We start from the raw sequence: 26684 nt of genomic DNA on the forward strand, positions 1-26684 counted from the left end.
CGCGTCAGAAGCGCCGGGCAGGGTGGCAGGAAAGCGGCGCGCGCGCGCGGGCGGCGGCCGACGGAACGGGATCATAGCCGCCGGCGCCCCAGGGGCCGCAGCGGCACAGGCGATGAGCGGCAAGCCAGCTTCCCCGCAACGCGCCATGCTTCGACAGGGCCTCGACCGCATAGGCCGAGCACGAGGGCTCGTAGCGGCAGGCACCGACGAAGAAGTAGGCGAGCGTGAGTTGGTAGAAGCGAATCGCGCCGCGCAGGACCAGGGACATCATGCGGCCCGGAAACTGGCGATTTAAGTGCTCCGGCGCAAGCTGCCAATGCAAGTCATGGCGTCGCGAGGGGCGCGGCGAGCGCCTTGAGGCGCCGAAGGGCCTCCTGCAGCTCGGTCCGCATCGCGGCGAAGTCGCGGCCGAGGGCGCCCTGGCGGCCCACCAGCACATAGTCATGATCGGCCCGGGCCGATTGCGGGATGACCTGGCGAGCGATCTCGCGCAAGCGGCGTCGAACGCGGTTGCGCGCCACGGCATTGCCGACCTTGCGGCTGACGGTGAAGCCAACCCGAATGGCGGGGCCCGCGAGTTCAGCCGGAACGGGCGCCATTTGCAGCACGAAACCGGGCATGGCACATCGCCGCCCGGCCTGGACGCGCAGAAAGTCGCTACGATTCGGCAGCCGACCGAGGTCCGCCGCCGCCAATCGAACTAGGCCGACAGGCGCTTGCGGCCGGACCGGCGGCGGTTCGCGATGACCTTGCGGCCACCGACGGTCGCCATACGGGACCGGAAACCGTGCCGACGGGCGCGGACCAGCTTGCTCGGCTGATAGGTGCGTTTCATGACGCAACTCCTTTAAACACAACAAGGCCCCCGCGCGGTGCACCGGGGGCGAATTCCGTGGGCGAGGGTAATAAGCGTGTGACCCTTCAGAGTCAACGAGGGCTAGGATGCCCCATGGCCCTCATTCTTCACGGCTACCGCTACAGCGTCTACGTCCGCATCGTCCGCCTGGTCCTGGCCGAAAAGGCCGTGGCCTACGACCAGGTCGAGGTGAACCCGTTCGCGACCGAGGTTCCGGAGGCCTATCTCGCGCTTCACCCGTTCGGCCGGGTCCCGGCGCTCGTCCATGACGGCTTCCCGCTCTACGAGACCGGCGCCATCACCCGCTATCTCGACCGGACCTTCCCGCAGCCGTCGCTGCAGCCGCAGGCGCCGAGACGGCTGGCGCGCTTGGACCAGATCATCGCGGTGGTCGACGCCTACGCCTACTGGCCGCTGGTGCGGCAGGTCTTCGTCCACGACGTCGTGCGACCTCACAGGGGCACGGCGGGCGATGCGGCGGAGTTGGAGAAGGGTCTGCAGGGCGCCGCCCGGGCGCTCGATGCGCTGGAAGCCCTGGCCGCGCCGGAGGCCTGGCTGACGGGCCCGGACCTCTCGCTCGCCGACCTTCATCTCGGAGCGATGGTCGCCTGCTTCGCGCAGTCCGCGCGCGGGACCGAGGTGCTGGCCGCACGCCCGAGACTCTCGGCATGGTGGCGGCGATTCGGGGCACGCCCGAGTGTCGCCGTCACGGAGCCCGGCTTGCCAATCACTCAGGCGTGACAGCATGTGCTTTGAGGATCGGTCCCGCAGCGTCAATATCGAGGCGGGGGGAGACGAAAGGCCAGATGGATACGTCGACACTGCGCCGGCTGCTGCCAGTGGCGATCCTGCTGGTCGGGCTGGCCGCCTTCCTGCTGCTCGGGCTCGAGCGTTATGTCTCCTACGACATGCTGGTCCGCCACAAGGTCACGCTGACGACCTGGGTTGCCGACCATCGTCCGCTGGCGGCGCTCGCCTTCCTGCTGGCCTATGCGGTCATGGTGGCCTTCTCGCTGCCCGTCGCCATGCTGGCGACGCCGGTCGGCGGATTCCTGTTCGGGACCTGGGCGGGGGCCGGCCTGTCGGTGATCGGCGCGACCCTGGGGTCGATCGCCGTCTTCCTGGCCGCACGCTACGCCTTTCGCGACCTCTTCCGGGCCCGCGCGGGCGCCACGCTGGCGCGCTTCGAGAAGGGGTTCCGGGAAAGCGATTTCAACTATCTCCTGTTCCTGAGACTGGTTCCGGTCTTTCCCTTCTGGCTGATCAACATCGTGCCGGCGCTGCTCGGCATGCGACTGCGAAACTACGCGCTGGCAACGATGATCGGCATCGTGCCGGCCTCGATCATCTATGCGGGCGTCGGAGCGGGCCTCGGCGCCGTGCTGAAGCGCGGCGAACATCCCGATCTCGGCATCATCTTCGAATGGCGCATTCTGCTGCCGCTGCTGGGCCTTGCCGTGCTGGCGCTGCTCCCCGTCGTCTTTGCCCGCCTGCGCCGGAAGCGCTCCGCGTGAGATGAGCGCCACGCTCACCCCCGACGTCTGCATCGTCGGCGGCGGCTCGGCCGGCCTCGTTGTGGCGGCCGGCGCCGCTCAGCTGGGCCTCGACGTCGTGCTGGTGGAGCGCGCGCTGATGGGCGGCGACTGCCTCAACTTCGGCTGCGTGCCCTCGAAGGCGCTGATCGCGGCGGCCAGGGTGGCGCAGGCGCAGCGCAGCGGCGCGGCCTTCGGCATCGCGCCGGTCGAACCCGCCATCGACTTCGGCAAGGTGATGGACCATGTCGCCGGCGTGATCGCTTCCCTTGCGCCCAACGATTCGGTCGAGCGCTTCGAGAAGCTCGGCGTCCGCGTCCTGGCGGAGGAGGCGCGCTTCACCGGCCGCACCGAGCTGCAGGCGGGCAGCCATCGCATCCGCAGCAAGCGCATCGTGCTGGCGACCGGCTCCCGACCCACCGTGCCGCCCGTGCCGGGCCTCACCGAGGTGCCGCACTTCACCAACGAGACGATCTTCGCCAACCGTATCCTGCCGTCGCATCTCGTGGTGCTGGGCGGCGGCCCGATCGGGCTCGAGATGGCGCAGGCCTTCCGCCGGCTGGGTGCGCGGGTCACCGTGCTGGAAGCGGCGACCTGTCTTGCCAAGGACGATCCCGAACTCGCTGCGATCGTCGTCGCGCGCCTGCGCCGCGAAGGCGTGGAGCTGCACGAGCGGACGCGGGTGGCGAGGATCGAGCGCACCGCGGGCGGCATCGCGGCCGTGCTCGAGCAGGGCGGCCGCATCGAGGGCTCGCACCTTCTGGTCGCCACGGGGCGCACGCCGACGACCGACGGGCTGGACCTCGACAGAGCCGGCGTGGCTCACGACAGGCACGGGATCACGGTCGACGACTCCCTGCGCACCTCCAATCGCAACGTCTGGGCGATCGGCGACTGCAACGGCCGCTATGCCTTCACCCACATGGCGGGCCACGAGGCCTCGCTGTTCATCCGCGGCGCCCTGTTCCGCGCGCCGGCGAAGCTCGATCCTTCGATCGTGCCGTGGGCGACCTACACGGATCCCGAACTGGCGCAGGTCGGCCTCAACGAGCGCGATGCGCGCGCGCGCCATGGCGGCGACGTGAAGATCCTGCGCTGGAAATTCGCCGAGAACGATCGGGCGCAAACCGAACGCGACACCGACGGGCTGGTGAAGGTCGTCACCGACCGGCGCGGCCGCGTCCTGGGCGCCGGCATTGCCGGGCCGCAGGCCGGGGAGCTGATCCAGAGCTGGTGCCTGGCCCTCGCCGGCCGCCTCAAGGTCTCGACCCTGGCGAGCTTCGTGCCGCCCTATCCGACGCTGGGCGAGACCGCCAAGCGGGCGGCCGGAAGCTACTACACCGAAACCCTGTTCGCCCCGCGCACGCAGCGCCTCGTGCGGTTTCTCGCGCGACTGCCGGTCTGGTAGAAGCGTCCGATGAGCGCCGAGGTCACCGTTCCGGCCGAGACCGCCCGCCCCGCGCGAAGGCGGACCACGACCTTCGGCCTGTCGTGGCGCATTCTCGGGCTCGTGATCGTCGCCGTGATGACGGCTGAGGTCGCGATCTTCCTGCCCTCGATCGCCCGCTTCAGGCTGGTCTATCTCGAACAGCTGATCGAGAGCGGCACGCTGGCCGCCCTCGCCCTCGACGCCACCCCCGACAACATGGTGACGGAGCAGGTCAAGGCTTCGCTGCTCGCCCACGCGCGCGTGGAGGCGGTCGTGCTGCTCGAGCCCAACAAGCCCAAGCGCGCCTTGATGAACATCGAGCCGCGCCCCGAGATGCAGGGCTTCAACCTGAAGGACAGTGGGGCGCTCGGGCTGATCCTCGATGCGCTGGAAGCGATGGCTCGGGACGGCTCGCATCTCATCCGCGTCGGCGGCGAGTCGGTTCGGCTGCCCGGCGCCATGGTCTGGATCGTCCTCGACGAGCAGCCGATGCGGGCGGCCATGTACGGCTACACGAGCCGTATCCTGATCCTGTCGATCATCGTCGCGCTGTTCACCGCCTCGCTGCTCTATCTGGCCCTGCGCTGGCTGGTCGTGCGGCCGCTGCAGGATCTGTCGACGGCGATGGTTGCCTTTCGTCGCGCACCGGAAGAAGGCGGGACCGAACGCGCCCCGGTGCGGCGCAACGACGAGATCGGCGTGGTCGATCGCGAGTTCCAGATCCTGCAACGCGAGCTGCGCGCTTCGCTGCGCCAGAAATCGCGCCTTGCAGAGGTCGGCGCGGCGACCAACAAGATCAACCACGACCTGCGCAACATGCTCTCGACCGCGCGCCTGCTGTCGGATCGCCTGGCGCGCAGCGACGACGAGCGCACGCGCGCGCTCGCGCCGACCATCCTCAATACCATCGACCGCGCCGCGCGCCTGGCCAGCGATGCCATCGAATACGTCCGCGAGAAACCGTCGCCGCGGCTGGCCGAGGTCGATCTCGCCGACCTCGTCGACGAGGTCGGGATCGCGCTGCAGGAGCAGGGTGAGGACAAGGATCCCAACCTGCTGCGCAGCTGGGCCAACGAGATCGGCGACGGCGGCATCGTGCGCTGCGACCGCGACCTGCTCTACCGGGTGTTCATCAATCTCGGACGCAACGCCTTCGAGGCCGGTGCGACGACGGTCACCATCCGCACCCGGCGCAGCGGGGGCTTCCTGCTGATCGAGGTCGCGGACAACGGGCCCGGCGTCCCCGCCGCGGTCGCCCGACAGCTGTTCCGGCCCTTCACCACCGGTGGCCGCCAGGGCGGTACCGGCCTCGGCCTGGCCATCGCCCGCGACCTGGTGCGCCTGCACGGCGGCGACATCACCCTGCTCGAATCCAACGCGCAGGGTACGCTGTTCGGCTTCACCCTGCCGATTGCCTGACGCCTTTCAGTACCCCTCGCTCTTCAGCAGGGCGAGGAAGGCGCGCACGCGGTCGACGTTGCCGCCGAGATCGGCGTCCCCGATGCGGCTCTTCGAACGGATGTCGATCCGGCTGCCGGTCCCCTGGGGGCGGATGCGGACGACGATGTCGTCGCGAAAGCCGAACCACGGGCTGGTCACGATGGCTTCGAGGCGACCTTCCGCCGGCACCCGCGCCACGATCTCCCAGTTGAGGGCGGTGGCCACGCGCTCGACACGCTTGAAGGCCTCGGCCGGCGGCACGGCCAGCATGACGGGTTCGATGTCCGGGAAGGCGGCACGCTGGAGGGCGGCGTTCTCCTTCGGATAGGCCAGCGGATTGGGCGCCCCGCGCCGCAGTTGCACCGTCGCCACGAGCGGCGGCGGATTGGCCGTGTCGGTCGTGATGTCGTTGATCGCGGGCCGCTGCTGCGCCTGCAGGAACCAGTGCAGCGGCACCCACGCGCCCGCGCCGCCGATCACGATGGCGAGGAAGGCCGCGACGCTGCCACGGCGCCGGTCACCGGGTCGGGCGGGAAGGATGGTCGCGAGGCCCAGCGCGACGCCGGCCACCGTGAGATAGAAGCCGTAGCGGAAGACGGCGATGGCCGCCTCGATGTCCAGTCCGAGATAGCGATGCAGCGGCCCGGAAACGGCTACGATCAGCGACCCGACGGTCGCTAAGATGAAGGCGATACGCGCCAGTCGATGACTGATCGGATTGGTCGGCCTAACGAACATCCAGGCTCCACTGCAATCGCATCGTAACCGTGAATCGAAACTCGCGCATCCGCTCGACAATCCCCGCTTCATTCTCTATGCGGCCACAATGACCACAGCCGACACCGTCCAACGCCGCGCCATGGCGGCGGGCCTGATCTCGATCTGCCTGTGGAGCTCGCTCGCTCTTCTATCGGTTTCGGCCGGACCGATCCCGCCCTTCCAGATGGTCGCGATGACCTTTGCCATCGGCGCCGCCATCGGCATCGTCCGCGCCCGGACCAACGGGGTCGGCTGGGCCGGCCTGGTGGGCTGGCCGGCACGCGTCTGGCTGCTCGGTATCGGCGGCCTGTTCGGCTACCACGCCCTCTACTTCGCGGCCCTTCAGCTCGCCCCGCCGGCCGAGGCCAACCTGATCAACTACCTGTGGCCGCTGCTGATCGTGCTGCTCTCGGCACCGCTGGCCGGCGAGCGGCTGGGCTGGCCGCACCTCGCGGGCGCGGCGCTGGGCTTTGCGGGAGTCGTGCTGCTGGCCTTCGGCCGCGGACTGAACTTCGCCGACAATCATGCGCTGGGCTATCTGCTGGCACTGGGCTGCGCCTTTGCCTGGTCGATCTATTCCGTGCTATCGCGCCGCTTCGGGGAGACGCCGACCGACGCCATCGCCGCCTTCTGCGCCGCCTCGGCCCTGCTCTCGCTCGTCTGTCATCTCGCGTTCGAGCACACCGTGTGGCCCGCCAGCGGCACGGCCTGGCTCGCGGTCCTGGCGCTGGGCCTCGGCCCGGCCGGATCGGCCTTCTATTTCTGGGATCACGCCGTGAAGCGCGGCGACATCCGCGCGCTGGGAGCGATCTCCTATGCGACGCCCATCCTCTCGACCGCCATCCTGGTGCTGTTCGGGCTGGCCGAGCCGACCGGCACGCTGATCGCCGCGGCCCTGCTGGTCACCTTCGGCGCCGTGCTCGCCTCGCGCGAACTGTGGAAGCGTTGATGCCTGACATTATTTAGGAAGCACACCTTAGGCGGGCCTCAGGATTCGCCTCCGGAGGCTGTGATATAATCGCCGGATGCGGGGGCGCCTTCCATTCGGAACAATCATTTCCATTTTTATCGGGTTGGCCGGCGTGGGGGCGCCTTTGACGTTCCCCGGCCCGGAAAACCAGTGGCTTTGGCATACCCTAACCATCGGAGGGCTTGCGGGAACGGTCTTCTTCATCGTCTGGGGTGCTGTTGATCGGTATAATGATCACAGAGAAGCTCAGAAAAGGCCGAGGCTAAAATTGGAGCCATCGCACTTGATTTGGGTCGGCATGATTGGAGCACTGTGTTCCGTGTTGACCTTGGCTGTTGGCGTAATTTGGCAGACGCGGCAGCCTTTCTCGGCCACGCCAACTCAACCTTTGACTGGCGCTTTCACGGCTGAGGTTCCGAAGGGGCCTGGCGCCAGAGAGTGCTTTTCAGATGGCCTCAAAGAACTTCGAGGCATGCTAGCAGTGATGCGACAAGTCACGGCGCCTAATCAGAGCCACTCGCCTGAACAGCTTAATGCGTTTCTTGAAGCCTCAAGAGAAGTCCATGACAAGCTGACCGGCCCGGGCGAGGGGCCATTCTTTTCGAGGCGTCCAGAGTGCAAATCTTACTTGCAACGGTTGTTCCCCAACAACACGCAAGCGACATGGAATGACTTTAACTCGGGTCTCTATCACTACCTGAATGCATTGAAGCTAGAGGGAAGTGAAGGGGCTGCAGACAAGACCCGCGATCTAATCCAGACTAAGATTCTCAACCCATCCAACAACGCTCTGCGAGCGACTATTGAGGAAATCACGGCACGCTTAAAGGCTACCGATGACGCGATGCAATGAGGGTCGCTAGGTAGAGGGAATGTAAATGTGCAACCTCCCACACCAACTGGTCGCCCAACACGGACGCGACAATGATATCGACGCCACAAAAGTTCAGCACAACGGGCGTTTCATCGGAAAGGCTGAGGAATTGGCTCGGCGCCGCAGCGGGCACGCGCTGCTCTAGCGCAACCACAGACTCGCATTAACAGGCTGTTGAAAGTCGAGACCCGGCCGATGCAAGGAAACAATCGAATCGGAGAATTGACGGTCCTGATTAGATCTTATGCTGAAGCTGCTGCCGGCCAATCAAAGTTGCTCGCCAGCGCTCTTCAAAAACCTATTTCAACAGCCTGCTAGACTCCCGGCTCCCAGCCGGGCGGGGCGAGCTCGAAGCCGGCGAAGTCGAAGGCCGGAGCCACGGTGCAGCCGACCAGCGTCCAGTGCCCGAGCGAGCGGGCCGCCTGCCAGACCCCGCGGGGCACGACGATCTGCGGCGTCTCGCCCAGGCCGAAGTCGGAGCCGAGGCGCAGGTGGCGCGATGCGCGACCGTCGTCGCTCATCGAGAGTTCGAGCGGTGCGCCGTCATAGTGATGCCAGACCTCGTCGGCATCGACCCGGTGCCAATGCGAGCGCTCGCCGGCCTTCAGCAGGAAGAAGATCGCGGTGCTGGCGCCGCGACCGTCCTTGCCGCCGGGTGCGCGGAACGTCTCGCGATAGTGGCCGCCCTCGGGATGCGGCTGCAGGCCGAGGCGGGCGATGATCTCGTCAGCGGTCATTACGATCAGGCCGGCGGCGGGACCGTGGCCTTCATCGACGGCGTCTTGGCGAAGGCGGTGAACCACTTGGCGAGCTTCGGCCGCTTCGCGCGCCAGTCGTGATGACCGAAGCGGAAGTCGAGATAACCCAGCGCGCAGCCGATCGAGACGGTGCCGATCGTGGGCTTGCCCTTGAGCGCCTTGGATTCGGCTTCGAGCTGGTCGAGCACGCCGTCGATCTTCTTCATCTGGCCCTTCGACCAGTCGGGCCAGCGCTTCTCCTCGGGCCGCAGGAAGCCCTCGTAGCGGGCGAGCAGCGCGGCATCGAGCAGGCCGTCGGCCATGGCCTGCTGACGCAGCGCCATCCAGCGTTCGCGGCCCTTGCGCGGGAACAGCTTGCGACCCTTGTGCTGGCTGTCGAGGTACTCGCAGATCACCGGCGAGTCGAAGAGGTCCAGGTTCTTGGTCGAGAGCGCCGGGATCTTGCCGATCGGATTGTGCTTGTCGACGTCGGCATTGGGCGCGACCGGCGTCAGGGCCACGTTCACCATGTCCATCTTCTTGTCGAGACCGGTCTCGATCGCCAGCACCCTGACCTTGCGGGCATAGGGCGACGCCGGCGAGTAATAGAGCTTCATCTTGGCCATGGTCGGTCTCTCCTGTCGGCTTCCGGTCGCGTCAGGCGCCGGCCATCTGCGGGATATCCGTATCGTTCAAACGCACCTTCCGGGCGGTATCGACGAGCTGCTGCCAGGTGGTCGTGTCGATCGGCACGCCATTCTTCTCGCGATCGAGCTTGCGCGCCCGCTCGGGCTCGCCCGGCACCAGCACCTCGGCGACGCCGGGCTGCGGCTTGGCGGACTTCACCCAGTCGATGAAGGTGTCGACCTCGTCCTCGAAGAAGGCGGTGCCGCCCATCGCGTCGGGATCGATGATGATCGACAGCATGTTGTTGATGATGTCGGTGCCGTTCTTCTTGATCGTGCGCGGGCTGTGCGTACGGCCGCCGGTCAGCGCGCCGGCCAGCAGGTCGCAGATCACGGCGAGGCCGCCGCCCTTGTGCAGGCCGAACGGCAGGATGGCGCCATAAGGAGCGTTGTACATCACGCCCGGCTCGGTGGTGGCGTTGCCGCCGGCATCGATCAGGAGGCCTTCCTCCATCTGGATCTTCTTGTTGTTGGCGACCCGCACCTTGCCCATCGCCACTTGGCTGGTCGCGAAGTCGAGCACGATCGGCTCCTGGCCCTTGCGCGGAATGGCCGTGCAGTAGGGGTTGGTCGTGAAGCGCGCCTCGGCGCCGCCGAACGGCGCGACCAGCGACTTGTGGCCGTGCACGTTCACCCAGTGCGTGCTCACCATGCCGGCGCGCGCGCACTGCTCACCCCAGTGGCCGATCCGGCCGATGTGATGGGAGTTCTTGAGGCCGACGACGCAGACACCGTGCTTCTTCGCCCGCTCGATGCCGATGTCCATCGCCTCCTTGGCGATGACCTGGCCGTAGCCCGCGCCGCCCTCGACCACGATCACCGCACCATTGTCGCGATCGATCGTGGCGTGATGGTTGCGCTTGCAGGCACCGTTGAGGGTGTTCTGGATATAGGACGGCATCATGCCGACGCCGTGGCTGTCATGGCCGTACAGATTGGCCAGCACGAGATGGTCGGCGACGAGCTTCGCCTCTGCGTCGGAGCTGCCGTCGGCCCGGCAGATCGCCATGGTAAAGGCGTGCAGCCGGGCGGGCTCGATGCGGATTTCGCCCACGGAACCTTGCCCCTCGGCCATCTCTCGTCTCCCCTTCACATTTCGGGCGGCAAGGTTCCGCGTCGCCACGACGCTGTCAACGCCGAAGCGGCGCCCTGATTTCGCCGCTCTGGGCAGCCAGACAGTCTGCGACGTGGCTTGATCCGGGCCGCCTATGGTAGTGACCTTGCAAAGCCCTTCGTCGTTTCCGGGATTAGCGCACCGAATGCGGTCTCTCGCTCGCCTCGCATTGTTCGTGCTGCTGTTCGCAAGCGTCGCGGCTTCCGCCCAGACCGTGCCACAGCCGCAACGCCCCTTCAGCCAGCTCGTCGAGCTCTGGGGCCGTCAGCTCGACCGCATCTCGTCCCGCACCGAGCAGGCCGACCTGCTGCCGGTCGAGATCGACGGGTTGCGCGAACAGGCGACCGACGTGCGCACGGCCGCGATGGCCGCCGCCGCCTTCGCCCGCAACGACCTTGCCGACACCAAGAAGCTCCTGGCGCCGCTCGACGTGAAGCCCGGCACCGATGCGCCGCCCGAGACCGATGCGGTGAAGGCGGAGCGCGAACGGTTGACCGAACAGGCGACGATCGCCGAGAGCCGCGTCAAGCAATGCGAGGTGGTGATCGCCCGCGCCGACCAGCTTCTGGAGCGGCTGACCAAGGTGCGCGGCGAGCTGGTGCTGCAGACCCTGCTGCGTCGCGACCCCTCTCCGCTCTCGCCCACCGTGTGGCACAAGATCGGCCCGCAATTCGTGGCGTCGGTGAAGACGCTGACCGGCGCGATGGCAAGCTGGAGCCACGAGGGCTTCTTCACGCTCGGCGCCGGCAGCCCCGAGCTGGTGCCGCTCGGCCTGTGGGCCGCGCTCACGATCATCCTGTGGTGGGTCGGCCGCGCGCTCCGCCGCCGCTTCGGCCGCGGCGGCACACACATCGATGCGCGGCGCGACCAGACCATCATGGGTGCCATCGACGGGCTGGGCCTCGTCCTCGTGCCCATCCTGGCGGTGTGGCTGGTCGGCAAACTCCTGCTTGCGAGCAATCCGCCGTCGCCGATCGACGCGCTTATCCCCGAGGCCGTGGGCCGGCTCATCCTTCTGCTGCTGGTGTTCGGCATGACCGCCGCGGCCCTGTCGCCGGCGCGTCCCGAATGGCGGGCCCTGCCGTTCTGCGACGACAGCGCCCAGTTCCTGTCGCGGGCTCTGCGGCGGCTCTATTCGATCAGCCTGCCCCTGGAGTTCTTCTACATTGCGCTCAGCCGCGGCGAGGGCCGCGATGCAGTCGCGTCGGTCGGTGCGGTCGTGCTGACGGCCGTCGTGGCCCTGCTCAGCCTGCCGACCCTGTCGAACCGGGCGTGGCAGGCCGACCGCCCGGAAGGCTCCGAACTTCCCCCCATGATCGGCGGGACCTGGTGGGCGGTGGCGCGTCTTCTGCTCGTGGTCGCGGTCTTCTCCTCGATCGCCTGCTCGCTGGTCGGCTATGCGACGCTGGGCGCACATCTGCATACGGCGATCTCGACGACCTGCCTGCTGATCGCGATCGCTTTCCTTCTGCACAAGCTGGTGGCCGATCTTCTCGACGCGGCCGCCGCCCCCGGCACTCCCACGGGCGCCTTCGTCCGCAGCGCGTTCGGCCTTGCGCCCGACAGCACGCTGCGCGGCCAGTACCTCGTCCTGCTGGTGTTCGACACCGCCCTCGTTCTGCTGCTCGGGATCGCGATTCCGGGGGCCTGGAACGTCGATACCGATGCCATGATCGACGGGCTGGGCCAGCTCGTGCGGGGCGTCAAGGTCGGCGGCGTCACGATCTCGCTCGGCAATGTCGGCATGGCGATCGTGGCGTTCTTCGTGTGCATGCTGCTGGCGCGCCTCATCCGCAGCGTCGTGCGGGACCGCGTGATGCCGACCGTCGAGGCGCCGTTGCCGCTGCGCCAGTCGATCGATGCCGGCCTCAACTATGCCGGCGTGATGATCGCCATCCTGGTGAGCATCGGCGCGCTGGGCGTAGACTTCACCAACCTGGCCATCGTGCTGGGCGCGCTGTCGGTCGGTATCGGCCTGGGCCTGCAGAACATCGCCAACAACGTGATCTCCGGCGTCATCCTGCTGGTCGAGCGGCCGATCAAGGCGGGGGACTGGGTGACGGTGAACGGCCACGAGGGCTTCGTGCGGCGCATCAACATCCGGGCGACGGAAATCGAAACCTTCCAGCGCACGCACGTCATCGTGCCCAACAGCCTGTTCCTGCAGAATCCGGTCGTCAACCGCACCTATTCCGACACGTCGAGCCGCATCGAGATCAAACTCACCGTGCCGGTCGGCTCCGACGTCGACGCCATGGAGGCGATCCTGCGCGAAGCCGCGTTGGGCCACACCCGCGTGCTGCGCATCCCGGCGCCGATCGTGCGCTTCGTCAAGGTCGGCTCCGACGGGCTCGAGTTCGAGCTGTTCGTGTTCGTGGCGCGTCTCGAGGACCGGCTGATCGTGACCAACGACCTCAACCGCGCGATCCTGGCCAAGCTGATCGGCCAGAAGATCTTCAATCCCGGCGCGGTGCCGGAAATCCGGCTGCGCGGCCTCGACAAGGTAAACTTCTCGCTGCACGCCGATCCTTCGCCCGAGACGAAGGGCACCTCGAACGACAGGCCGGGCGATGGCCCCGCGGCGGCGTAGGGACGAGGCGCCGCCCCGGCGCTGGCCGCTCTATGCGCTGTTCGGCGTGGCGGCGTTCGCGGGCGTGGCGATGTGGGCCTATGCGCCGTCGCTGCCACCCGCGACGTTGATAGCCCGCTACGCCAACGATCGCTCGCGCTTCGTCGATGTCGGCGGCGTCAACGCCCATATCCGCGAACAGGGCAACCCCGAGGGCGTGCCCATCGTGCTGATCCACGGTTCGAACGGCTCCCTGCACACGTGGGAGGGCTGGGCGCGCGAACTGGGCAAGGACGCGCGCGTCATTTCCGTCGACCTGCCGGGCCATGGCCTGACCGGCGCCTGGCCGCGCGACGAATATACGGTCGAGGCCTATGCCGACTTCATCGAGGTGCTGATCGACACGCTTCATCTCGACAAGGTCGTCGTGGCCGGCCACTCGCTGGGCGCCGCCGTCGCCTGGACCTTTGCGGCGACGCGACCCGATCGCGTCATCCAGCTCGTGCTGGTCGATGCCGCGGGCTATCCGCGACAGGGCGGCGACGCGCCGTTGGCGACCCGGCTGGCCCGCACACCGATCGTCGGCGACATCGGAATCTACTTCAAGCCGGAGGGCATGGTCCGCCGCTCGCTCAGCGAGGCCTATGCCGATCCGGCGATGGTGACGGCTGAGAGGGTCAAGCGCTATGCCGAGCTGCAGCGCTTCCCCGGCAATCGCGACGCCACCCTGCAGCGGGCCCGCACCCAGGAGCCGCTCGATCCCTCGGCGCTGAAGCGCCTCGACGTGCCGACCCTGATCATCTGGGGCGCCAAGGACCGCTGGGTGCCGGTGGCCGATGCCTTCCGCTTCCAGGAGGACATCAAGGGCGCCAAGCTCGAGATCTTCGAGAATCTCGGTCACAACCCGATGGAAGAAGCGCCGCGCGCAACCGCCGCCGTCGTGGCCGCCTTCCTGGCCAACGCGCCGCTACCGCCGCAGTCCAGCGCCCCGGTGGAGCCCGATGCCGATGCGACCGTCGACGAAACCGTCCAGCCCGCCGTCGTGCCGGAGAAGGATTAGGCGTCCTCTCCGCAAAGACAATCCGCAAAACGCTGTCATCCTGAGCGCAGCGAAGGATCTCTCGCTAGCCACAGAGTCCTTCGGTCGCTCCGTCAGGTCCTTCGCTGCGCTCAGGACGACAGTCTTGTCCTAAGCGCTCTTCAGCAGCGACATGACCTGGGTGAAGGCGTGGTCGGCGATTGCTTCGACTTCGGCCTTGGTGCGGTTCTGGATCGGATGCGGCACGTAGACGACTGCCGGCTCGAAGCCCAGCGCATCGCTTTGCGCGGTGACGCCGTCCACGAACTCGGTGGTCACGATGTTGACGCCGGGAAGCCCGCGGCCGTCGAGACTATGTAGGTCGTGCAGACTGCACGATGTGCAGGAGCCTCAATCGCTTAAGGCGATCACCGCGAGCTGTGCCTCGGCCGCGATCGTCTGCAGAACCGAAGCGGGCGCGACCTTGGTGTTGGTGGGCTTGCGATAGCGCCTGGTCGCCACGCCGGCCGACTTGAAGTGGCCCTCGAGCCGGTCGAGGAACACCGCGCCCCCCGATTTGCCGATATCCATCAGCGCCACGACCTTGCCGTCGAGCGAGGGCGGCGGGGCGAGGCGGGCGCGGCGCGTCGGCGAGGTCTCGGCCGTGGGATCGCGCAGCTTGCTCGAATGGTTCATGGCCTGACTCATGGGATCGATGTCCTTCAGCGAATCTCGTGGGTGACGGCCTGGCATTCCTCGCGCACGCGCTGTCCGGGCCAGCCGCCGATGATGGCGGAGAATAGACCGGCCGGACCGCCGGCGCGAACGATCAGCAGACCGTCAGGCGGAAACTTGTCGACGATCTTGTCGGCCATCGAAGCGGGCAGCCCTTCCGCCACGCCCTGGGCGCCGTGGATCAGGTCGCGGCCGGGACGCTTCAGGGCCTGATAGAGCGCGTCCTCGATGCGCCGGCGGTTCCAGCCGCCCTCCTTGAAGATCCGGTAATGCTCGGGCGACAGCACCAGCACGGCGTTGCCCGAGTCGCAGAGCTTGGGATGGCCGACCCCGAACAGGCCCATCGCCAGCGAGCGCGCGAGCTCTTCCGGCGTGCGGGACTTCTGGTCGATGAAGCCGTGCACGCCTTCGGCATGGAACAGCGTGACGGCGCTCTTGCCGGCCGCGATGCCGCGCCGCTGCGCCAGCGGCTCCCAGTCGGGATCGGATTCGTCCTCGGCGAAGCAGAACGTGTACTTGCCGGGATTGCCCAGGGTCGCGCGATCCATGCCGCCGGGCAGGCCGCCGCCGACGTTGCGCACGATCAGCTGCAGCGCCCGGCCAATCGTGGCATTGGCGCGATTGCCCTGGCCCAGCGCGTTGATGCCCGAGTTCATGCCGACCGCCCTGGCCGCCGGTCCGTTGATGATCACCAGCGGGCCCGCAAAATGCGTGGTGCAGAGCAGCCCGTGCAGCACGAACAGCGGATCGAGGGCGGCCTCCAGCACGCCCAGCACGACGGGCATGTATTCCGGCTTGCAGCCCGCCATCACGGCGTTGATCGCCACCTTCTCGACCGTGCAGGGCGCGAGGTTGGGCGGGATCAGGCCCACGATCTCGTCGGGCTTGCGGTCGGTGCCGCCCAGCATGCGCAGGATGCGCTCGTCGGTCGGCGGCACGACGGGCAGGCCGTCGCTCCAGCCGCGCTCGAAGCAGGCCTCGATGGGATCGTCCCATTCGCCGACCGGAATCTCGCGCGACGCCAGACCGGGATCGCCGTAGCGCGCGATCAGCGCTTCCTGCACGCCGGGCTCGACGCTGCGCGAGCCGCAGCCGGGTTGCCACGCCGGCAGGCCTTCGCCCGCGGCCGCTTCGCCGGCCAGGCGGATCCATTCGGCGCGATCCCAGCCCACGGTGCGGCCGACCTCGCGACCGCCTTCGTAGCGGATCAGCGTCGGCACGGCTTCGATGTTGAGATGGAACGAGCGTTCGAGCTGCTGGTCGTCGAGCACGCGGCCGACGCCGGAGGGAAAGGCCGGATCGTCCTGGGTGATGACGGTGAGGGGGCCCGCCTTGTCGAGGCGCTGCATCACCGGCTCGACCAGCACGCAGGTATGGCATTCGTGCTTGGCGACGATTACCAGCCCGTCCGCGGGCAGTACCTCAATCATTCAGCAGAGCCTCCACCTGGGCATCGATGAACGCGGCATCCTCGGGATTGTCGCGCGGGTTGCCGGCGCGATGACCCCATACGGACGGGATCTCCGCCAGCCTCCCGTATTTCAGATACGGCAACTCTTCCCTGTTGTCGTCGGTCTGGAAATACAGATCGGTGGCCGACGGCATCAGCAGCACCTTGGCCTTGATACCGGCCAGCGCCATCTGCAGGTCGCCGCGATAGAGATCGTTGGCCGAAATGTCGCCGTGCTGCCACGTGAAGAGCTGGGCCAGCAGGTCGTGCATGTCGCGGCGCAGGAAGTTGGCTTCCCAGGAGCGCACGAGGAAATCCTCGAGACTGGCGGAGCCCAGGCCGCGCCACATCTCGCGGCGATAGAAGGTCTGGCTGAGCGCCCAGCCGGCATAGATGCGGCCCATGGCGCGCAGGCCCTGCTGCGGCGTCGCCGCGGCCTGCAGGGTGGTGCGGATGCCTTCGAGGAAGACGAAATTGTGCGGCGCCGTGCGGGCCGAGCCGCAATTGACCACGATGCGCTCGACCGCCTCGCCGAACAGCGCGCCCCAGTGATAGGCCTGCTGCGCGCCCATCGACCAGCCATAGACCAGCTTCAGCCGGTCGATCGCAAACAGCTCCAGCAGCATCTGCCGTTGCAGCATGACGTTGTCGTAGGTCGTGACCTCGGGGAAGTCCGGCGTGTTCGACGGCGACGACGACAGGCCGTTCGTCAGCATGTTGGGAATGACGATAAAGTAGCGGCTGGGATCGAGGCAGTGCCGCACGTCGATCAGCCAGTCGATGTCGGTGTGATGGGCGCCGTAGCTGGTGGGATAGAGGATCACGTTGTCGCGCTTGGGCGACAGCGTGCCGTAGGTCTTCCACACGATGCGGGCCTGCTTCAGGGTGCCGCCGCGCTGCAGCCGCACATTGTCCGCCGCCCAGCTTCCTTGGTTCGTCCGCATGCTTCGACCTTAGCCGAAGCTGCGGATGATCTCTCCATGTGTCTGGGTATAGCTCCTGGCCACATATTTCAGGTGCGGCCGCAGGTGCCGGTGCGCCTCGGGCAGGTGATGGAACGGGATGTTGGGCAGCAGGTGATGCTCGGCGTGGTACGGGAGGTTCCACATCAGGAAGCGCACGATGGGATTGGAGATCGTCGTGCGCGTGTTGGCGAAACCGTCGTCGCTGTTGGGGCACAGCGTGTGCTCGGTGAGCAGATAGAGCCGCAGGAGCGGCAGGCCGACCAGCAGCGGGAAGAACCAGACCCAGAGCACGACATCCGTCCTGAGCAGGATCGACCCCACGATCAGCACCGCATAGAGGGCGAGCAGCCAGCGGCCCCAGCGCCGCACCTCGGGCCACGCCGAATCATGGATGTAAGTCACGTCGCCCTTGAAGCCGAACGGGAACAGGAAGATGTCGCGGACCCGGATCATCAGGAACGGGATCGAGCTGATGCGGAAGAGATAGGCTTTCCAGGTCCGCGGGGTGCCTGAGGTGATCAGCTCGGGATCGCGGTCGGGATCCTGCGTGTAGCGGTGATGGGCGAGATGATAGTGCCGGTAGAAGCCGGCATTGTTCAGGATCGCCGCACCCGAGAAGAAGGCCAGCAGGTCGGCCATCCAGCGCGTCTTGAACGAGCCGTAATGCACCGACTCGTGCATGGCGCCGAACAGCGAATTCACGAAGATGCCCTGCAGCAGCAGCGCCAGCAGTACCCACCAGGTACCGCGTGTCTCGAGGACCAGCCAGCCGCCCAGCACCAGCAGCGCGAGATGCGCGCCGGTCTGGATCAGGCCCTTGGTATCGTCGCGGGCATAGAGGCGCTTCAGCACCTCCGCCGGCACCACCCGCATCTGGCGGGCGCGTTGCCCCGTTACTGTATAGGTGCCCATAGACCTTCCTTGTATGCGTGTTCGGTGACGGCCTCGCGCTTCTTCTTCTCGTCCTCGCTCAAGCCGATCTGGTCGCCGACCATGCGCGCGATCGAGGGGAAGGTTCCCTTGGGCTGGACGTAGTCCGGCGACCACAGGCGCGAGCGCAGCAGCGCCTTGGCGCAGTGCAGGTAGGCCTGGCGGACCGCGACGACGATGGCGCATTTCGGCGCCTTGCCCTGCACCGCCATCGAGTCGAGCAGCGCCGGATCGACCGACAGGCGCGCCGTGCCCGCGACCCGCACCGTCTCGTTGACGCCCGGCAGCAGGAAGATCAGCGCGACCTCGGGATTCTCCAGCAGGTTGCGCAGCGTATCGAGCCGGTTGTTGCCCGGCCGGTCGGCCAGCGCGATCGTCTTCTCGTCGAGCACCTTGAACGAGCCCGGCGGATCGCCGCGCGGGGTCACGTCCTGCTTGCCCGAGGCATCGGCGGTGGCGATCAGGCAGATTGGCGACAGGGCGATGAAGCGGCCCATATGCGCATCGATGCGGCCGATGTCCTTCACCGCGGCGGTCACACTGACCGCCGCATAGGAGGCGATCAGCGCCCGGGCGCCCTCGTCGTCGAGCAACGCCGGTTGCGTCGGGGGAGCCGAAAAAGGCAGCGAATCGGGCATTTTCTAGACCTCCGGAATTTGCAAGGCAGGGTAGCAGGCACCCCCCTCCGGGGAAACCATCTGGCGCGAGGAGTCGTTGGTCCTGCAGTCACAGCAAAAGGAGGACCAGATGAGCAATTACGATCCGAACCTGGGTCCCGGCCGTCCCGGCTATGATCCGACCGACCCGTACCGTAATGCGCCGGACAGTGGCCGTCCCGGCTACATTCTGCTCGCCGCCCTGGCGGGCGTCGCCCTGGTCGGCGGCTTCCTCTACTTCGGCAATCCGCAGAACAGCAACATCGGCCCCGAACAGGCGCAGTCTCCGGCCCCGATCGAGCGCACCGTGACGGAGTCGCCTTCCGCTACGCCGGACGCCGACCGACCGGCGGCCATCCCGCTTCCCGCCCGCCCGGCAACCCCGGCTCCGGCCACGACGCCGGCGGCGCCTCAGGAGTAAGGGGCGATGAGCGACTATGACCCCAAGCTCGACAAACCTGCTTATGAGGACGTGGCTTTCGAGCCCCGCTCCCCGAGCCGAGGACTCTATCTGGTGGTGGGCGTGGTGGCCGCGATCGTGGCGGCAGCAGGCCTGATGTTCTTCTCGGGCCATCGCCCGGAGCGAACCGATCTGGCTCGCAACCCTGACCCTGCGACCATCAATTCGCAGACCAACGAGACGCGGACCCCGACGGTGCCGCGGGTGGCGCCGATCCCGGCCACGCCGACGCCGGAACCGATGAATCCCGCCCCGAGTCAGCAGCCGTAACGGCGGCAGCGCCTGGACAAAAAAGAGCCCGACCGCGAGATCCGCGGTCGGGCGCACAGGCCTTTAATCTCTGCGGATTCGAAGTAGCACGACCGCCTGTGGGTGCTGCCGAGTCAATCCTGCAGACCTGACCTGCTCCTTCCTCATTACATCGCGAGTTCATCCTTCAGCGCGTCGCCCAGCGCGTGGAAGGTTTCCGTGCGCGCGGACGAGCGGCGCCACACGAGACCGATGCGGCGATGCGGGACCGCGCCCGTCAGCGGCCGCACCGTCACGTCGAGGCCGCGCAGGATGCCGGCGTCCAGCGCCATCTGCGGCATCAGGGTGACGCCTAGGCCGTTCGCCACCATCTGCGCCAAAGTGTGCAGGCTCGTGCCGTTGAAGCCGGCGTTGCGCCGCGCGCCTTCGAGTTCGCAGGCCGCCAGCGCCTGCTCGCGCAGGCAGTGGCCGTCCTCCAGCAGCAACAGGTTCTCGTCGGCGATGCTGGCCGCCGGGGTATGGCCCGCGGGCTGGACGATCGAGAACCGGTCCTCGCCGAGATCCATCACCTCGAGGTCGCCCAGCGCATAGGGCAGGGCCAGCAACACGGCGTCGAGATTGCCCGAGTCCAGCCGCTCCAGCAGGCGCGCGGTCTGGTCCTCGCGCAGGTAGAGCTGCAGCTTGGGGAAGCTCTCGCGCAGGCGCGGCATGGCGCGCGGCAGCAGGAACGGGCCGATGGTCGGGATGACGCCGAGATGCAGCGGCCCCGACAGCGGATCGCGCGCCGCCAGGCCTGCGTCCATCAGATCCTCGGCGCCCTTCAGCAGGGCGCGGGCGCGGTCGGCGACCTTGCGGCCCAGCGCCGTCGGCACGACCGAGCGCTTGGTCCGCTCCAGCAGCGGCGCCCCCAAAAGCTCTTCCAGCTCCTGGATGCTGGCGCTGAGCGTCGACTGGCTGACGTTGCAGGCCGCCGCCGCCTGCCCGAAGTGACAGCGATCCACCACCGCCACCAGGTAGCGGAGCTGTCGCAGTGTCGGGATAGGTTTCATGCTGGGCATATAATCGCTTTTTGCGATTATTCAATTCGGTATTTTGCGCTTTAAACGATCTTAGAATGCCCCTAAGTAACGGGTGCCAAGCGTTAACCAAGGAGTTTCAAGCCAATGTCCCTCATCAACACCGAGATCAAGCCGTTCAAGGCCACCGCCTTCCAGAAGGGCAAGTTCATCGACGTGACCGACGCCGACCTGAAGGGCAAGGGCAAGTGGTCGGTCGTCTTCTTCTACCCGGCCGACTTCACCTTCGTGTGCCCGACCGAGCTCGAGGATCTGGCGACCAACTACGCCGAGTTCAAGAAGCTGGGCGTCGAGATCTACAGCGTCTCGACCGACACGCACTTCAGCCACAAGGCGTGGCACGACACGTCGGAAGCCATCAAGAAGATCGAGTACGTCATGGTCGGCGACCCGACCGGCGCCATCACCCGCAACTTCGGCGTGATGATCGAGGAAGCGGGCCTGGCCGATCGCGGCACCTTCGTGGTCGACCCGGACGGCAAGATCCAGATCGTCGAGATCACCGCCGGCGGCATCGGCCGCGACGCCTCGGAGCTGCTGCGCAAGGTCAAGGCGGCCCAGTACGTCGCCTCGCATCCCGGCGAAGTCTGCCCGGCCGCCTGGAAGGAAGGCGAGAAGACCCTCGCCCCCAGCCTCGACCTGGTCGGCAAGATCTAAGGAGCTGGGTGAGGAGGCACCGCGAGACGCCCCCTCACCTAACCTCTCCCCCTAACGGGGGTGAGGAACCTGAAGACGGCCTCCTCTTCCTCCTCTCCCCCATCGGGGGGAGAGGCTGGGTGAGGGGGGAAGTAGCGGTGGAAGTGTTTCAAGGAGTACCTCCCATGTTGGACGCCAACCTCAAGACGCAGTTGAAGGGCTATCTCGAGCGCCTGACCTTGCCGGTCGAGCTGGTGGCGTCGCTCGACGACGGCCCCAAGTCGGTCGAGCTGAAGGAGCTGCTGCAGGAGATCGCCAGCCTCTCGGACAAGGTGACCTTCGCCGAGGCCGACGAGGACATGCGCAAGCCCTCCTTCGCCATCGTGCGGCCCGGCACCGACATCTCGGTCCGCTTCGCCGGCATCCCGATGGGCCATGAATTCACCTCGCTGGTGCTGGCGCTGCTGCAGGTCGGCGGCCACCCGAGCAAGGAAGCGCAGGACACGATCGAGCGGGTGAAGGGCCTCGACGGCGACTACACGTTCGAGACCTATTTCTCGCTGTCGTGCCAGAACTGCCCCGACGTGGTGCAGGCGCTGAACCTGATGAGCGTGCTGAACCCGCGCATCCGCCACACGGCGATCGACGGCGCCCTGTTCCAGGACGAGGTCGAGAAGCGCGGCGTGATGGCCGTCCCGTCGATCTTCCTCAACAGCCTGCCGTTCGGCCAGGGCCGAATGAGCCTGGAGCAGATCCTGGCCAAGCTCGACACCGGCGCGACGGAACGCGCGGCCGAGGAGATCGCGGCCAAGAAGCCCTACGACGTGCTGGTGGTCGGCGGCGGTCCCGCCGGTGCCGCTGCAGCCATCTACGCGGCGCGAAAAGGCATCCGCACCGGCATCGCCGCCGAGCGGTTCGGCGGCCAGGTGCTGGACACGATGGGCATCGAGAACTTCATCTCGGTCTCCCACACCGAGGGCCCCAAGATGGCCGCCGAGCTGGCCGCGCATGTGAAGGACTACGAGGTCGACGTGATGGACCTGCAGACCGCCACCAAGCTGGTCCCGGCCGCGACGCCGGGCGGCCTGGCCACGGTCGAGCTGCAGAATGGCGCCACCCTGAAGGCCAAGACCATCGTGCTCTCGCCCGGCGCGCGCTGGCGGCAGATGAACGTCCCCGGCGAGGCCGAGTATCGCAACAAGGGCGTGGCCTACTGCCCGCACTGCGACGGCCCGCTGTTCAAGGGCAAGCGGGTGGCGGTGATCGGCGGCGGCAATTCCGGCGTCGAGGCGGCGATCGACCTCGCGGGCCTGGTGAGCCACGTCACCCTGATCGAGTTCGACGGCCAGCTGCGCGCCGACGCGGTGCTGCAGGCCAAGCTCCGCTCGCTGCCCAACGCCACGGTGATCGTCTCGGCGCAGTCGACCGAGGTGCACGGCGACGGCGCCAAGGTGACCGGCCTCGCCTACAAGGACCGCACCACCGGTGAGCCCAGGACGATCGAGCTCGAGGGCATCTTCGTGCAGATCGGCCTGGTGCCCAACACCGAGTGGCTGAAGGGCGCGATCGAGCTCAGCCCGCGCGGCGAGATCGAGATCGACGCACGCGGCCAGACCTCGGTCCCCGGCATCTTCGCCGCCGGCGATGCGACGACCGTGCCCTACAAGCAGATCGTCATCGCCATGGGCGAGGGCGCCAAGGCCGCGCTGTCGGCGTTCGACCACCTGATCCGGAGTGAGCCGGTCGAGGTGCAAGAGCCGGCCTCAGAAGGCCGGAAGGCGGCCTAGGAAGAACTGCCGGGCGAGATCGAATCGCCCGGCTCCGAGCACAGACCTCATCCTGAGGAGCGGTCCCCAGGACCGCGTCTCGAAGGATGGGAACGAGCACCGCGTGTGTTGCCCATCCTTCGAGACGGCCACGAGTTTACCCCGAGGCATTCGAGGGGTGGCCTCCTCAGGATGAGGTGGGGACGGGGGCCTCCACTCCGGTTCGGGCGGGGTAACCCCGGCCCCGGGACGACGGGAAACAGACAATTGCGACCGAGTCGCACTTAGGGGTGCGACATTGGTTTCAGTTGTTTCGTTTATTTCGGTTATTTCGTTTACGCGCCCTCGACGGCACCCGCCGCGCGCCGCCTCACCCCGGCATCTTGTCGATGAACCCGACCACCGACGCCAGCCGCCCGTCCGGCGCCAGGGTGCAGAAATCGACACCCTCGACGACCGCGGGCCTGTCGGCCGGACCCAGCGACCAGGTGAAGCGCAGATAGAGCCCCCCTGAGCTGCCAGAGGGACCGCCCGAGGGACCGCCCAGGGAACCACCGTGCGCGTCGACCTTCGAGGTGCGCTTGAGCACGAAGCCCGGGAACTTCGCCTGCACGCCCGCCAGCATGGCGTCGATCCCGGCCGGCCCGTCGCCCGCCATCACCGGATCGCGGTAGATCCCCGTCTCGGTCCAGGCCGCCGCAAGGGCGGCGCGGCGGCGCGCGGGATCGGTCTCGTTCCAGGTGGCGACGTAGGCCTCGACGACGGCGTCCGGCGTGGTGGTGGGATGGGACATGGCTTCCTCCTGCGGATGGTTGATCCACGCGGGAGATAGGCCAGCACAGGCGAGGCGGCGATTGCCTGGGAGGTAATGAGAGCAAGTGACAGTGGGAAAAACGACAAATCAAAACCCTCAGCCACGATAAATCGGCTAGTAATATAACTGATGCCGACACTCCATTGGTTGACAAGAGATCAAGACATCCAAGCAGCGAAAGGCGTGCCTTATCGATTGCTTGAGGAAATCCCTGCGTTGGGGAGCGGTGACCTCAATGCCGGCAATATGTTGATCCACGGCGACAATCTCGAGGCGCTCAAGGCGCTATTGCCATTTTACGCCGGTCGCGTGAAGTGCATCTACATTGACCCTCCATACAATACAAAGTCCGCATTCGAGCACTATGACGACAATCTAGAGCACACCAAGTGGCTAGCGATGATGTGGCCACGGCTCGAACTCTTACGTGAACTACTTGCCGAAGATGGATCAATTTGGGTGTCAATCGACGACAACGAGGGGCACTATCTGAAAGTCATCATGGACGAGGTTTTCGGAAGATCCCGATTCGTTTCGAATATTGTTTGGCAGAAGCGCACGTCTAGAGAGAATCGAGCGGCGATCGGGTCGGCGCATGATCACATTCTCCTGTACGCAATGAACGGACCCCTGAAGTGGAAAGAAACCCGAAATCTTTTGCCAGACACCAATGCCGGCTATTCGAATCCAGATAGCGATGAACGCGGGCCGTGGCGATCGGTGCCGTTCAGTGCTCAGGGTTTCAGAAAAAACCAAATGTACAAGATTCGTACTCCTAGCGGGGCACTACATGATCCACCCAAAGGAAGATGCTGGGGGGCAATCCTCATCGATCGACGCGGCGTCGTCTACCTTTAACACGTTAGTCGCTGCCAAATCGGACAGAAGCTTCGGCTCGGCATGAGCGCCATCGCCCCAGTAGTAGAACTTGACCACCAATCACCATCCTTTGGGACGCATAGCGTCCGCTGGGGTCTTCTTCCTAAAACTGTCGTTTTTGGGTGTCGAAGTAATAGGGAGTCCCCCAATTCCGATCAATATTCGGCCCTTAGGTCGAGCTTCACAGCTTCGATCTGGGCACCAGTCAACCCAACGACTTGCTCATGCTCGGCATTCCTCGGGCCAGAGCAATTACTATCGCAGCCTCCAAGTCGCCCTCACCCCCCCGCCGCCTTGATCCGCTCCTCCAGCATCCCGCGGATCGGTGCATCCGCCGGCAGCAGGGCCAGCAGCGTCTTCCAGCGCTGCAGCGCCGCCGGCTTGTTGCCCGCGGCTTCGGCGGCGACGCCCAGGTAGAACAGGGCCAGCGCGTTGCGCGGCTCGGCCTTCTCCAGCCGCTCCAGCACGGCGACGGCCTGCGCTGAAGGCACGGCGCCGGGGGCGAGCTGGCGCACATGCGCCTCGGCCCAGTCGGCCAGGATGCGCGCGTCGACGGGGGCCAGCGTGTCGGCGCGGCCGTAGGCGTCGGCGGCGTTGGCGTTCTCGCCCAGCACCTTCCAGGCATTGGCCAGGCGCAGCCAGCCGGCGCGGTCCTGCGGCGCGTCGGCGAGGCGCGCGGCCAGCCCCTCGACCATGGAGCGGATCGCCTGCTGGCGCTGCTCCGGCGTGAGCTGGGCCATCGCCTCCTGCTGCTCGCGGCTGGGCTGCGGCGTGGTGGATTGCGGGGACTGCGTTGATGGGGCGGGCGGTGGCGCGGCCGGCGGCACTGAGAGGCCGGCGGCCTTGGCCACGCGCGCGATCTCGGCGCGCAGCATCGGCAGCCAGGGCGCGTCGGGCGGGCTGGCGGCCTCGAGGTCGCGCCAGCGGGCGATCGCGGCCTTCGAGTCGCCGCTCTGCGCCTCGTGCAGGCCGAGATAGTAGAGGATGCGCGCGTCGTCGGGCCGCGTCTTCAGCGCCCGCTGCAGCGCCTCCAGCGCCGGTTGCGTGACGGTGCCGCCGGCCTCCAGGGTCAGGCCTTCGCCCAGCGCCGCCAGCGCCTCGGCGTCGTTGGGGTCCTGCGCCAGGCGGGCGCGCGCTTCGGCCAGCAGGCCGGCGACGTCAATCTGGCGCGACGGGGCGGGATGTTCGGTTCCCCTGTCCGCGAAGGGGGCGGCGGGCAGGCCGGGGCGGCCGGTCTGCAGGTAGAGGCCGAGCGCCAGCAGCGGCACGAACAGCGAGAGCGCGGGCGGCAGCCACTTCTGCACCGCGTCGGAAGTGGTGGCGGCTTTGGCGCTGCCCGTGGCCTTGGCGCTGCCCGTGGCGGCATCGCCGGCGGCCAGCATGCGGCGCTCGATCTCGGTGCGGGCGGCGGCGGCGTCGGCGGGCTTGAGCGTCCCGGCTTCGCGCTCGCGCTCCAGCTCGGCCAGCTGGTCGCGGTAGATCGCCAGTTCGCCCGAGAGCCGGTCGCGCGCGGGCAGGCGCATGCGCAGCAGCGGCCAGAGAAGGGCGGCGACGGTCGCGGTGGTGAGCAGCGCCAGCAGGAATTCGAGCATGGCCGTCAGCCCTTCAGGAGCGCGTCGAGGCGGCGGCGCTCCTCCTCGTCGAGCGGTTTGGGCGCGGCAATGGGTGTGTGCCGGCGGCGGCGTGCGGCGAGCAGGAGGGCTGCACCGGCCACCAGCAGCAGCAGCGGCGCGCCCAGCCACAGGATCAGGGTGCCGGCCTTGAAGGGCGGCTTCAGCAGCACGTAGTCGCCGTAGCGCGCGACCATGTAGGCGAAGACGTCGGCGTTGCTGTCGCCGGCGACGAGCCGCTCGCGCACGGCGCGCCGCATGTCATGCGCCACCTCGGCCGAGGAATCGTCGATCGACTGGTTCTGGCAGACGACGCAACGCAACGCCCGCCCGATCTCGCGGGCACGGGTTTCGAGCGCGGGGTCGGGCAGGACTTCGGACGGCTCGACGGCGAGGGCGGGGAGGGTGAGCAGCAGAAGCAAGACGCAGCATAACGCCTTCAAGCTCCTCTCCCCCGCTAGGGGGAGAGGCAGG

At 67.3% G+C, this 26684-nt stretch carries 29 protein-coding genes; 13 read left to right on the forward strand and 16 right to left on the reverse strand.

All coding sequences use genetic code 11. The features are described from left to right. Positions 1–4 precede the first annotated feature (4 nt). From yidD to rpmH, 3 genes are all read right to left on the reverse strand, one after another. On the reverse strand, positions 5–271 hold the full coding sequence (gene yidD / locus ACP15H_RS24130) for a membrane protein insertion efficiency factor YidD (protein ID WP_425068671.1): 267 nt from the start codon (positions 269–271) through the stop codon (positions 5–7). 52 nt (positions 272–323) lie between these two features. Next, positions 324–620, reverse strand: coding sequence for a ribonuclease P protein component (rnpA, locus tag ACP15H_RS24135; RefSeq protein WP_425068672.1), 297 nt, complete (start codon positions 618–620; stop codon positions 324–326). 80 nt (positions 621–700) lie between these two features. Further along, positions 701–835, reverse strand: coding sequence for a 50S ribosomal protein L34 (gene rpmH / locus ACP15H_RS24140; protein ID WP_068199953.1), 135 nt, complete (start codon positions 833–835; stop codon positions 701–703). 114 nt (positions 836–949) lie between these two features. On the opposite strand from rpmH, the gene ACP15H_RS24145 reads away from it, so the two are divergent. The 4 genes from ACP15H_RS24145 to ACP15H_RS24160 all read left to right on the forward strand — a co-directional run bounded on the left by ACP15H_RS24145 (position 950) and on the right by ACP15H_RS24160 (position 5236). After that, positions 950–1597: a glutathione S-transferase family protein gene (locus ACP15H_RS24145; protein WP_425068673.1), complete on the forward strand. Its 648-nt coding sequence runs from the start codon at positions 950–952 to the stop codon at positions 1595–1597. A gap of 65 nt (positions 1598–1662) precedes the next feature. Next, positions 1663–2370, forward strand: coding sequence for a TVP38/TMEM64 family protein (locus tag ACP15H_RS24150; RefSeq protein ID WP_425068674.1), 708 nt, complete (start codon positions 1663–1665; stop codon positions 2368–2370). A gap of 1 nt (position 2371) precedes the next feature. Further along, complete coding sequence (locus ACP15H_RS24155; RefSeq protein WP_425068675.1) at positions 2372–3796, forward strand: dihydrolipoyl dehydrogenase family protein; 1425 nt, start codon at positions 2372–2374, stop codon at positions 3794–3796. 9 nt (positions 3797–3805) lie between these two features. Beyond that, the gene (locus tag ACP15H_RS24160; RefSeq protein WP_425068676.1) at positions 3806–5236 is read left to right on the forward strand and encodes a sensor histidine kinase; all 1431 of its coding nucleotides are present in this window, start codon (positions 3806–3808) and stop codon (positions 5234–5236) included. A 6-nt stretch (positions 5237–5242) separates the two neighbouring features. On the opposite strand, the gene ACP15H_RS24165 is transcribed toward ACP15H_RS24160, so the two are convergent. Continuing rightward, on the reverse strand, positions 5243–5995 hold the full coding sequence (locus ACP15H_RS24165; protein ID WP_425068677.1) for a DUF1499 domain-containing protein: 753 nt from the start codon (positions 5993–5995) through the stop codon (positions 5243–5245). 88 nt (positions 5996–6083) lie between these two features. Here ACP15H_RS24165 and ACP15H_RS24170 point away from each other — a divergent pair, with 88 nt between their 5' ends. Together ACP15H_RS24170 and ACP15H_RS24175 are read left to right on the forward strand one after the other, a co-directional pair. Next, positions 6084–6965: a DMT family transporter gene (locus ACP15H_RS24170; protein ID WP_425068678.1), complete on the forward strand. Its 882-nt coding sequence runs from the start codon at positions 6084–6086 to the stop codon at positions 6963–6965. Between the two features lie 76 nt (positions 6966–7041). Beyond that, a complete protein-coding gene (locus ACP15H_RS24175) occupies positions 7042–7839 on the forward strand; it encodes a hypothetical protein (protein ID WP_425068679.1) in 798 nt (265 codons plus the stop codon). Positions 7840–8174: 335 nt separating this feature from the next. On the opposite strand, the gene ACP15H_RS24180 is transcribed toward ACP15H_RS24175, so the two are convergent. Genes ACP15H_RS24180 through ACP15H_RS24190 form a run of 3 tightly spaced genes read right to left on the reverse strand, consistent with a single transcriptional unit; the run spans position 8175 to position 10358 of the window. Continuing rightward, positions 8175–8597 carry a cupin domain-containing protein gene (locus ACP15H_RS24180; RefSeq protein WP_425068680.1) on the reverse strand — a complete coding sequence of 141 codons (423 nt, stop codon included), beginning with the start codon at positions 8595–8597 and terminating at the stop codon, positions 8175–8177. 5 nt (positions 8598–8602) lie between these two features. After that, positions 8603–9223 carry a glutathione S-transferase gene (locus ACP15H_RS24185; RefSeq protein WP_425068681.1) on the reverse strand — a complete coding sequence of 207 codons (621 nt, stop codon included), beginning with the start codon at positions 9221–9223 and terminating at the stop codon, positions 8603–8605. A 31-nt stretch (positions 9224–9254) separates the two neighbouring features. Further along, positions 9255–10358, reverse strand: coding sequence for a malate/lactate/ureidoglycolate dehydrogenase (locus ACP15H_RS24190; RefSeq protein ID WP_425068682.1), 1104 nt, complete (start codon positions 10356–10358; stop codon positions 9255–9257). 184 nt (positions 10359–10542) lie between these two features. On the opposite strand from ACP15H_RS24190, the gene ACP15H_RS24195 reads away from it, so the two are divergent. Together ACP15H_RS24195 and ACP15H_RS24200 are read left to right on the forward strand one after the other, a co-directional pair. Beyond that, the gene (locus ACP15H_RS24195) at positions 10543–12987 is read left to right on the forward strand and encodes a DUF3772 domain-containing protein (RefSeq protein WP_425068683.1); all 2445 of its coding nucleotides are present in this window, start codon (positions 10543–10545) and stop codon (positions 12985–12987) included. After that, the gene (locus ACP15H_RS24200) at positions 12968–14026 is read left to right on the forward strand and encodes an alpha/beta fold hydrolase (protein WP_425068684.1); all 1059 of its coding nucleotides are present in this window, start codon (positions 12968–12970) and stop codon (positions 14024–14026) included. The genes ACP15H_RS24195 and ACP15H_RS24200 overlap by 20 nt, the downstream gene beginning before the upstream one ends. A gap of 129 nt (positions 14027–14155) precedes the next feature. Here ACP15H_RS24200 and ACP15H_RS24205 read toward each other — a convergent pair whose 3' ends face one another. The 5 genes from ACP15H_RS24205 to ACP15H_RS24225 are packed head-to-tail and all read right to left on the reverse strand — an operon-like array spanning position 14156 to position 18702. Continuing rightward, positions 14156–14680, reverse strand: a complete 525-nt coding sequence (locus ACP15H_RS24205; RefSeq protein WP_425069960.1) for a UGSC family (seleno)protein — start codon at positions 14678–14680, stop codon at positions 14156–14158. A gap of 26 nt (positions 14681–14706) precedes the next feature. Beyond that, positions 14707–16149: a thioredoxin family protein gene (locus ACP15H_RS24210; RefSeq protein WP_425068685.1), complete on the reverse strand. Its 1443-nt coding sequence runs from the start codon at positions 16147–16149 to the stop codon at positions 14707–14709. Then, positions 16142–17113: an alpha/beta fold hydrolase gene (locus ACP15H_RS24215; RefSeq protein ID WP_425068686.1), complete on the reverse strand. Its 972-nt coding sequence runs from the start codon at positions 17111–17113 to the stop codon at positions 16142–16144. The genes ACP15H_RS24210 and ACP15H_RS24215 overlap by 8 nt, the downstream gene beginning before the upstream one ends. A 9-nt stretch (positions 17114–17122) precedes the next feature. After that, entirely contained in the window at positions 17123–18046 is a 924-nt protein-coding gene (locus tag ACP15H_RS24220; protein ID WP_425068687.1) for a fatty acid desaturase, read from the reverse strand. Continuing rightward, a complete protein-coding gene (locus ACP15H_RS24225; protein ID WP_425068688.1) occupies positions 18028–18702 on the reverse strand; it encodes an MSMEG_1061 family FMN-dependent PPOX-type flavoprotein in 675 nt (224 codons plus the stop codon). The genes ACP15H_RS24220 and ACP15H_RS24225 overlap by 19 nt, the downstream gene beginning before the upstream one ends. A 109-nt stretch (positions 18703–18811) precedes the next feature. On the opposite strand from ACP15H_RS24225, the gene ACP15H_RS24230 reads away from it, so the two are divergent. Together ACP15H_RS24230 and ACP15H_RS24235 are read left to right on the forward strand one after the other, a co-directional pair. Continuing rightward, entirely contained in the window at positions 18812–19141 is a 330-nt protein-coding gene (locus tag ACP15H_RS24230; protein ID WP_425068689.1) for a hypothetical protein, read from the forward strand. A 6-nt stretch (positions 19142–19147) separates the two neighbouring features. Further along, positions 19148–19450: a hypothetical protein gene (locus tag ACP15H_RS24235; RefSeq protein WP_425068690.1), complete on the forward strand. Its 303-nt coding sequence runs from the start codon at positions 19148–19150 to the stop codon at positions 19448–19450. A gap of 146 nt (positions 19451–19596) precedes the next feature. Here ACP15H_RS24235 and ACP15H_RS24240 read toward each other — a convergent pair whose 3' ends face one another. Next, entirely contained in the window at positions 19597–20478 is an 882-nt protein-coding gene (locus ACP15H_RS24240; protein ID WP_425068691.1) for a hydrogen peroxide-inducible genes activator, read from the reverse strand. 114 nt (positions 20479–20592) lie between these two features. On the opposite strand from ACP15H_RS24240, the gene ahpC reads away from it, so the two are divergent. Both ahpC and ahpF read left to right on the forward strand, forming a co-directional pair. After that, positions 20593–21162: an alkyl hydroperoxide reductase subunit C gene (gene ahpC / locus ACP15H_RS24245; protein WP_422009167.1), complete on the forward strand. Its 570-nt coding sequence runs from the start codon at positions 20593–20595 to the stop codon at positions 21160–21162. A 164-nt stretch (positions 21163–21326) separates the two neighbouring features. Continuing rightward, on the forward strand, positions 21327–22928 hold the full coding sequence (gene ahpF, locus ACP15H_RS24250) for an alkyl hydroperoxide reductase subunit F (RefSeq protein ID WP_425068692.1): 1602 nt from the start codon (positions 21327–21329) through the stop codon (positions 22926–22928). A gap of 349 nt (positions 22929–23277) precedes the next feature. On the opposite strand, the gene ACP15H_RS24255 is transcribed toward ahpF, so the two are convergent. Further along, complete coding sequence (locus tag ACP15H_RS24255) at positions 23278–23700, reverse strand: nuclear transport factor 2 family protein (RefSeq protein WP_425068693.1); 423 nt, start codon at positions 23698–23700, stop codon at positions 23278–23280. A 150-nt stretch (positions 23701–23850) separates the two neighbouring features. Here ACP15H_RS24255 and ACP15H_RS24260 point away from each other — a divergent pair, with 150 nt between their 5' ends. Further along, positions 23851–24579, forward strand: a complete 729-nt coding sequence (locus ACP15H_RS24260; protein ID WP_425068694.1) for a site-specific DNA-methyltransferase — start codon at positions 23851–23853, stop codon at positions 24577–24579. A gap of 299 nt (positions 24580–24878) precedes the next feature. On the opposite strand, the gene ccmI is transcribed toward ACP15H_RS24260, so the two are convergent. Both ccmI and ACP15H_RS24270 read right to left on the reverse strand, forming a co-directional pair. Beyond that, positions 24879–26192 (reverse strand): c-type cytochrome biogenesis protein CcmI, encoded by a 1314-nt coding sequence (gene ccmI / locus ACP15H_RS24265; protein WP_425068695.1) that lies wholly within the window; start codon positions 26190–26192, stop codon positions 24879–24881. A 5-nt stretch (positions 26193–26197) separates the two neighbouring features. After that, the gene (locus ACP15H_RS24270) at positions 26198–26632 is read right to left on the reverse strand and encodes a cytochrome c-type biogenesis protein (RefSeq protein WP_425068696.1); all 435 of its coding nucleotides are present in this window, start codon (positions 26630–26632) and stop codon (positions 26198–26200) included. Positions 26633–26684: the final 52 nt, after the last annotated feature.

The organism is Reyranella sp. (assembly GCF_965249915.1).
Lineage (GTDB): Bacteria > Pseudomonadota > Alphaproteobacteria > Reyranellales > Reyranellaceae > Reyranella.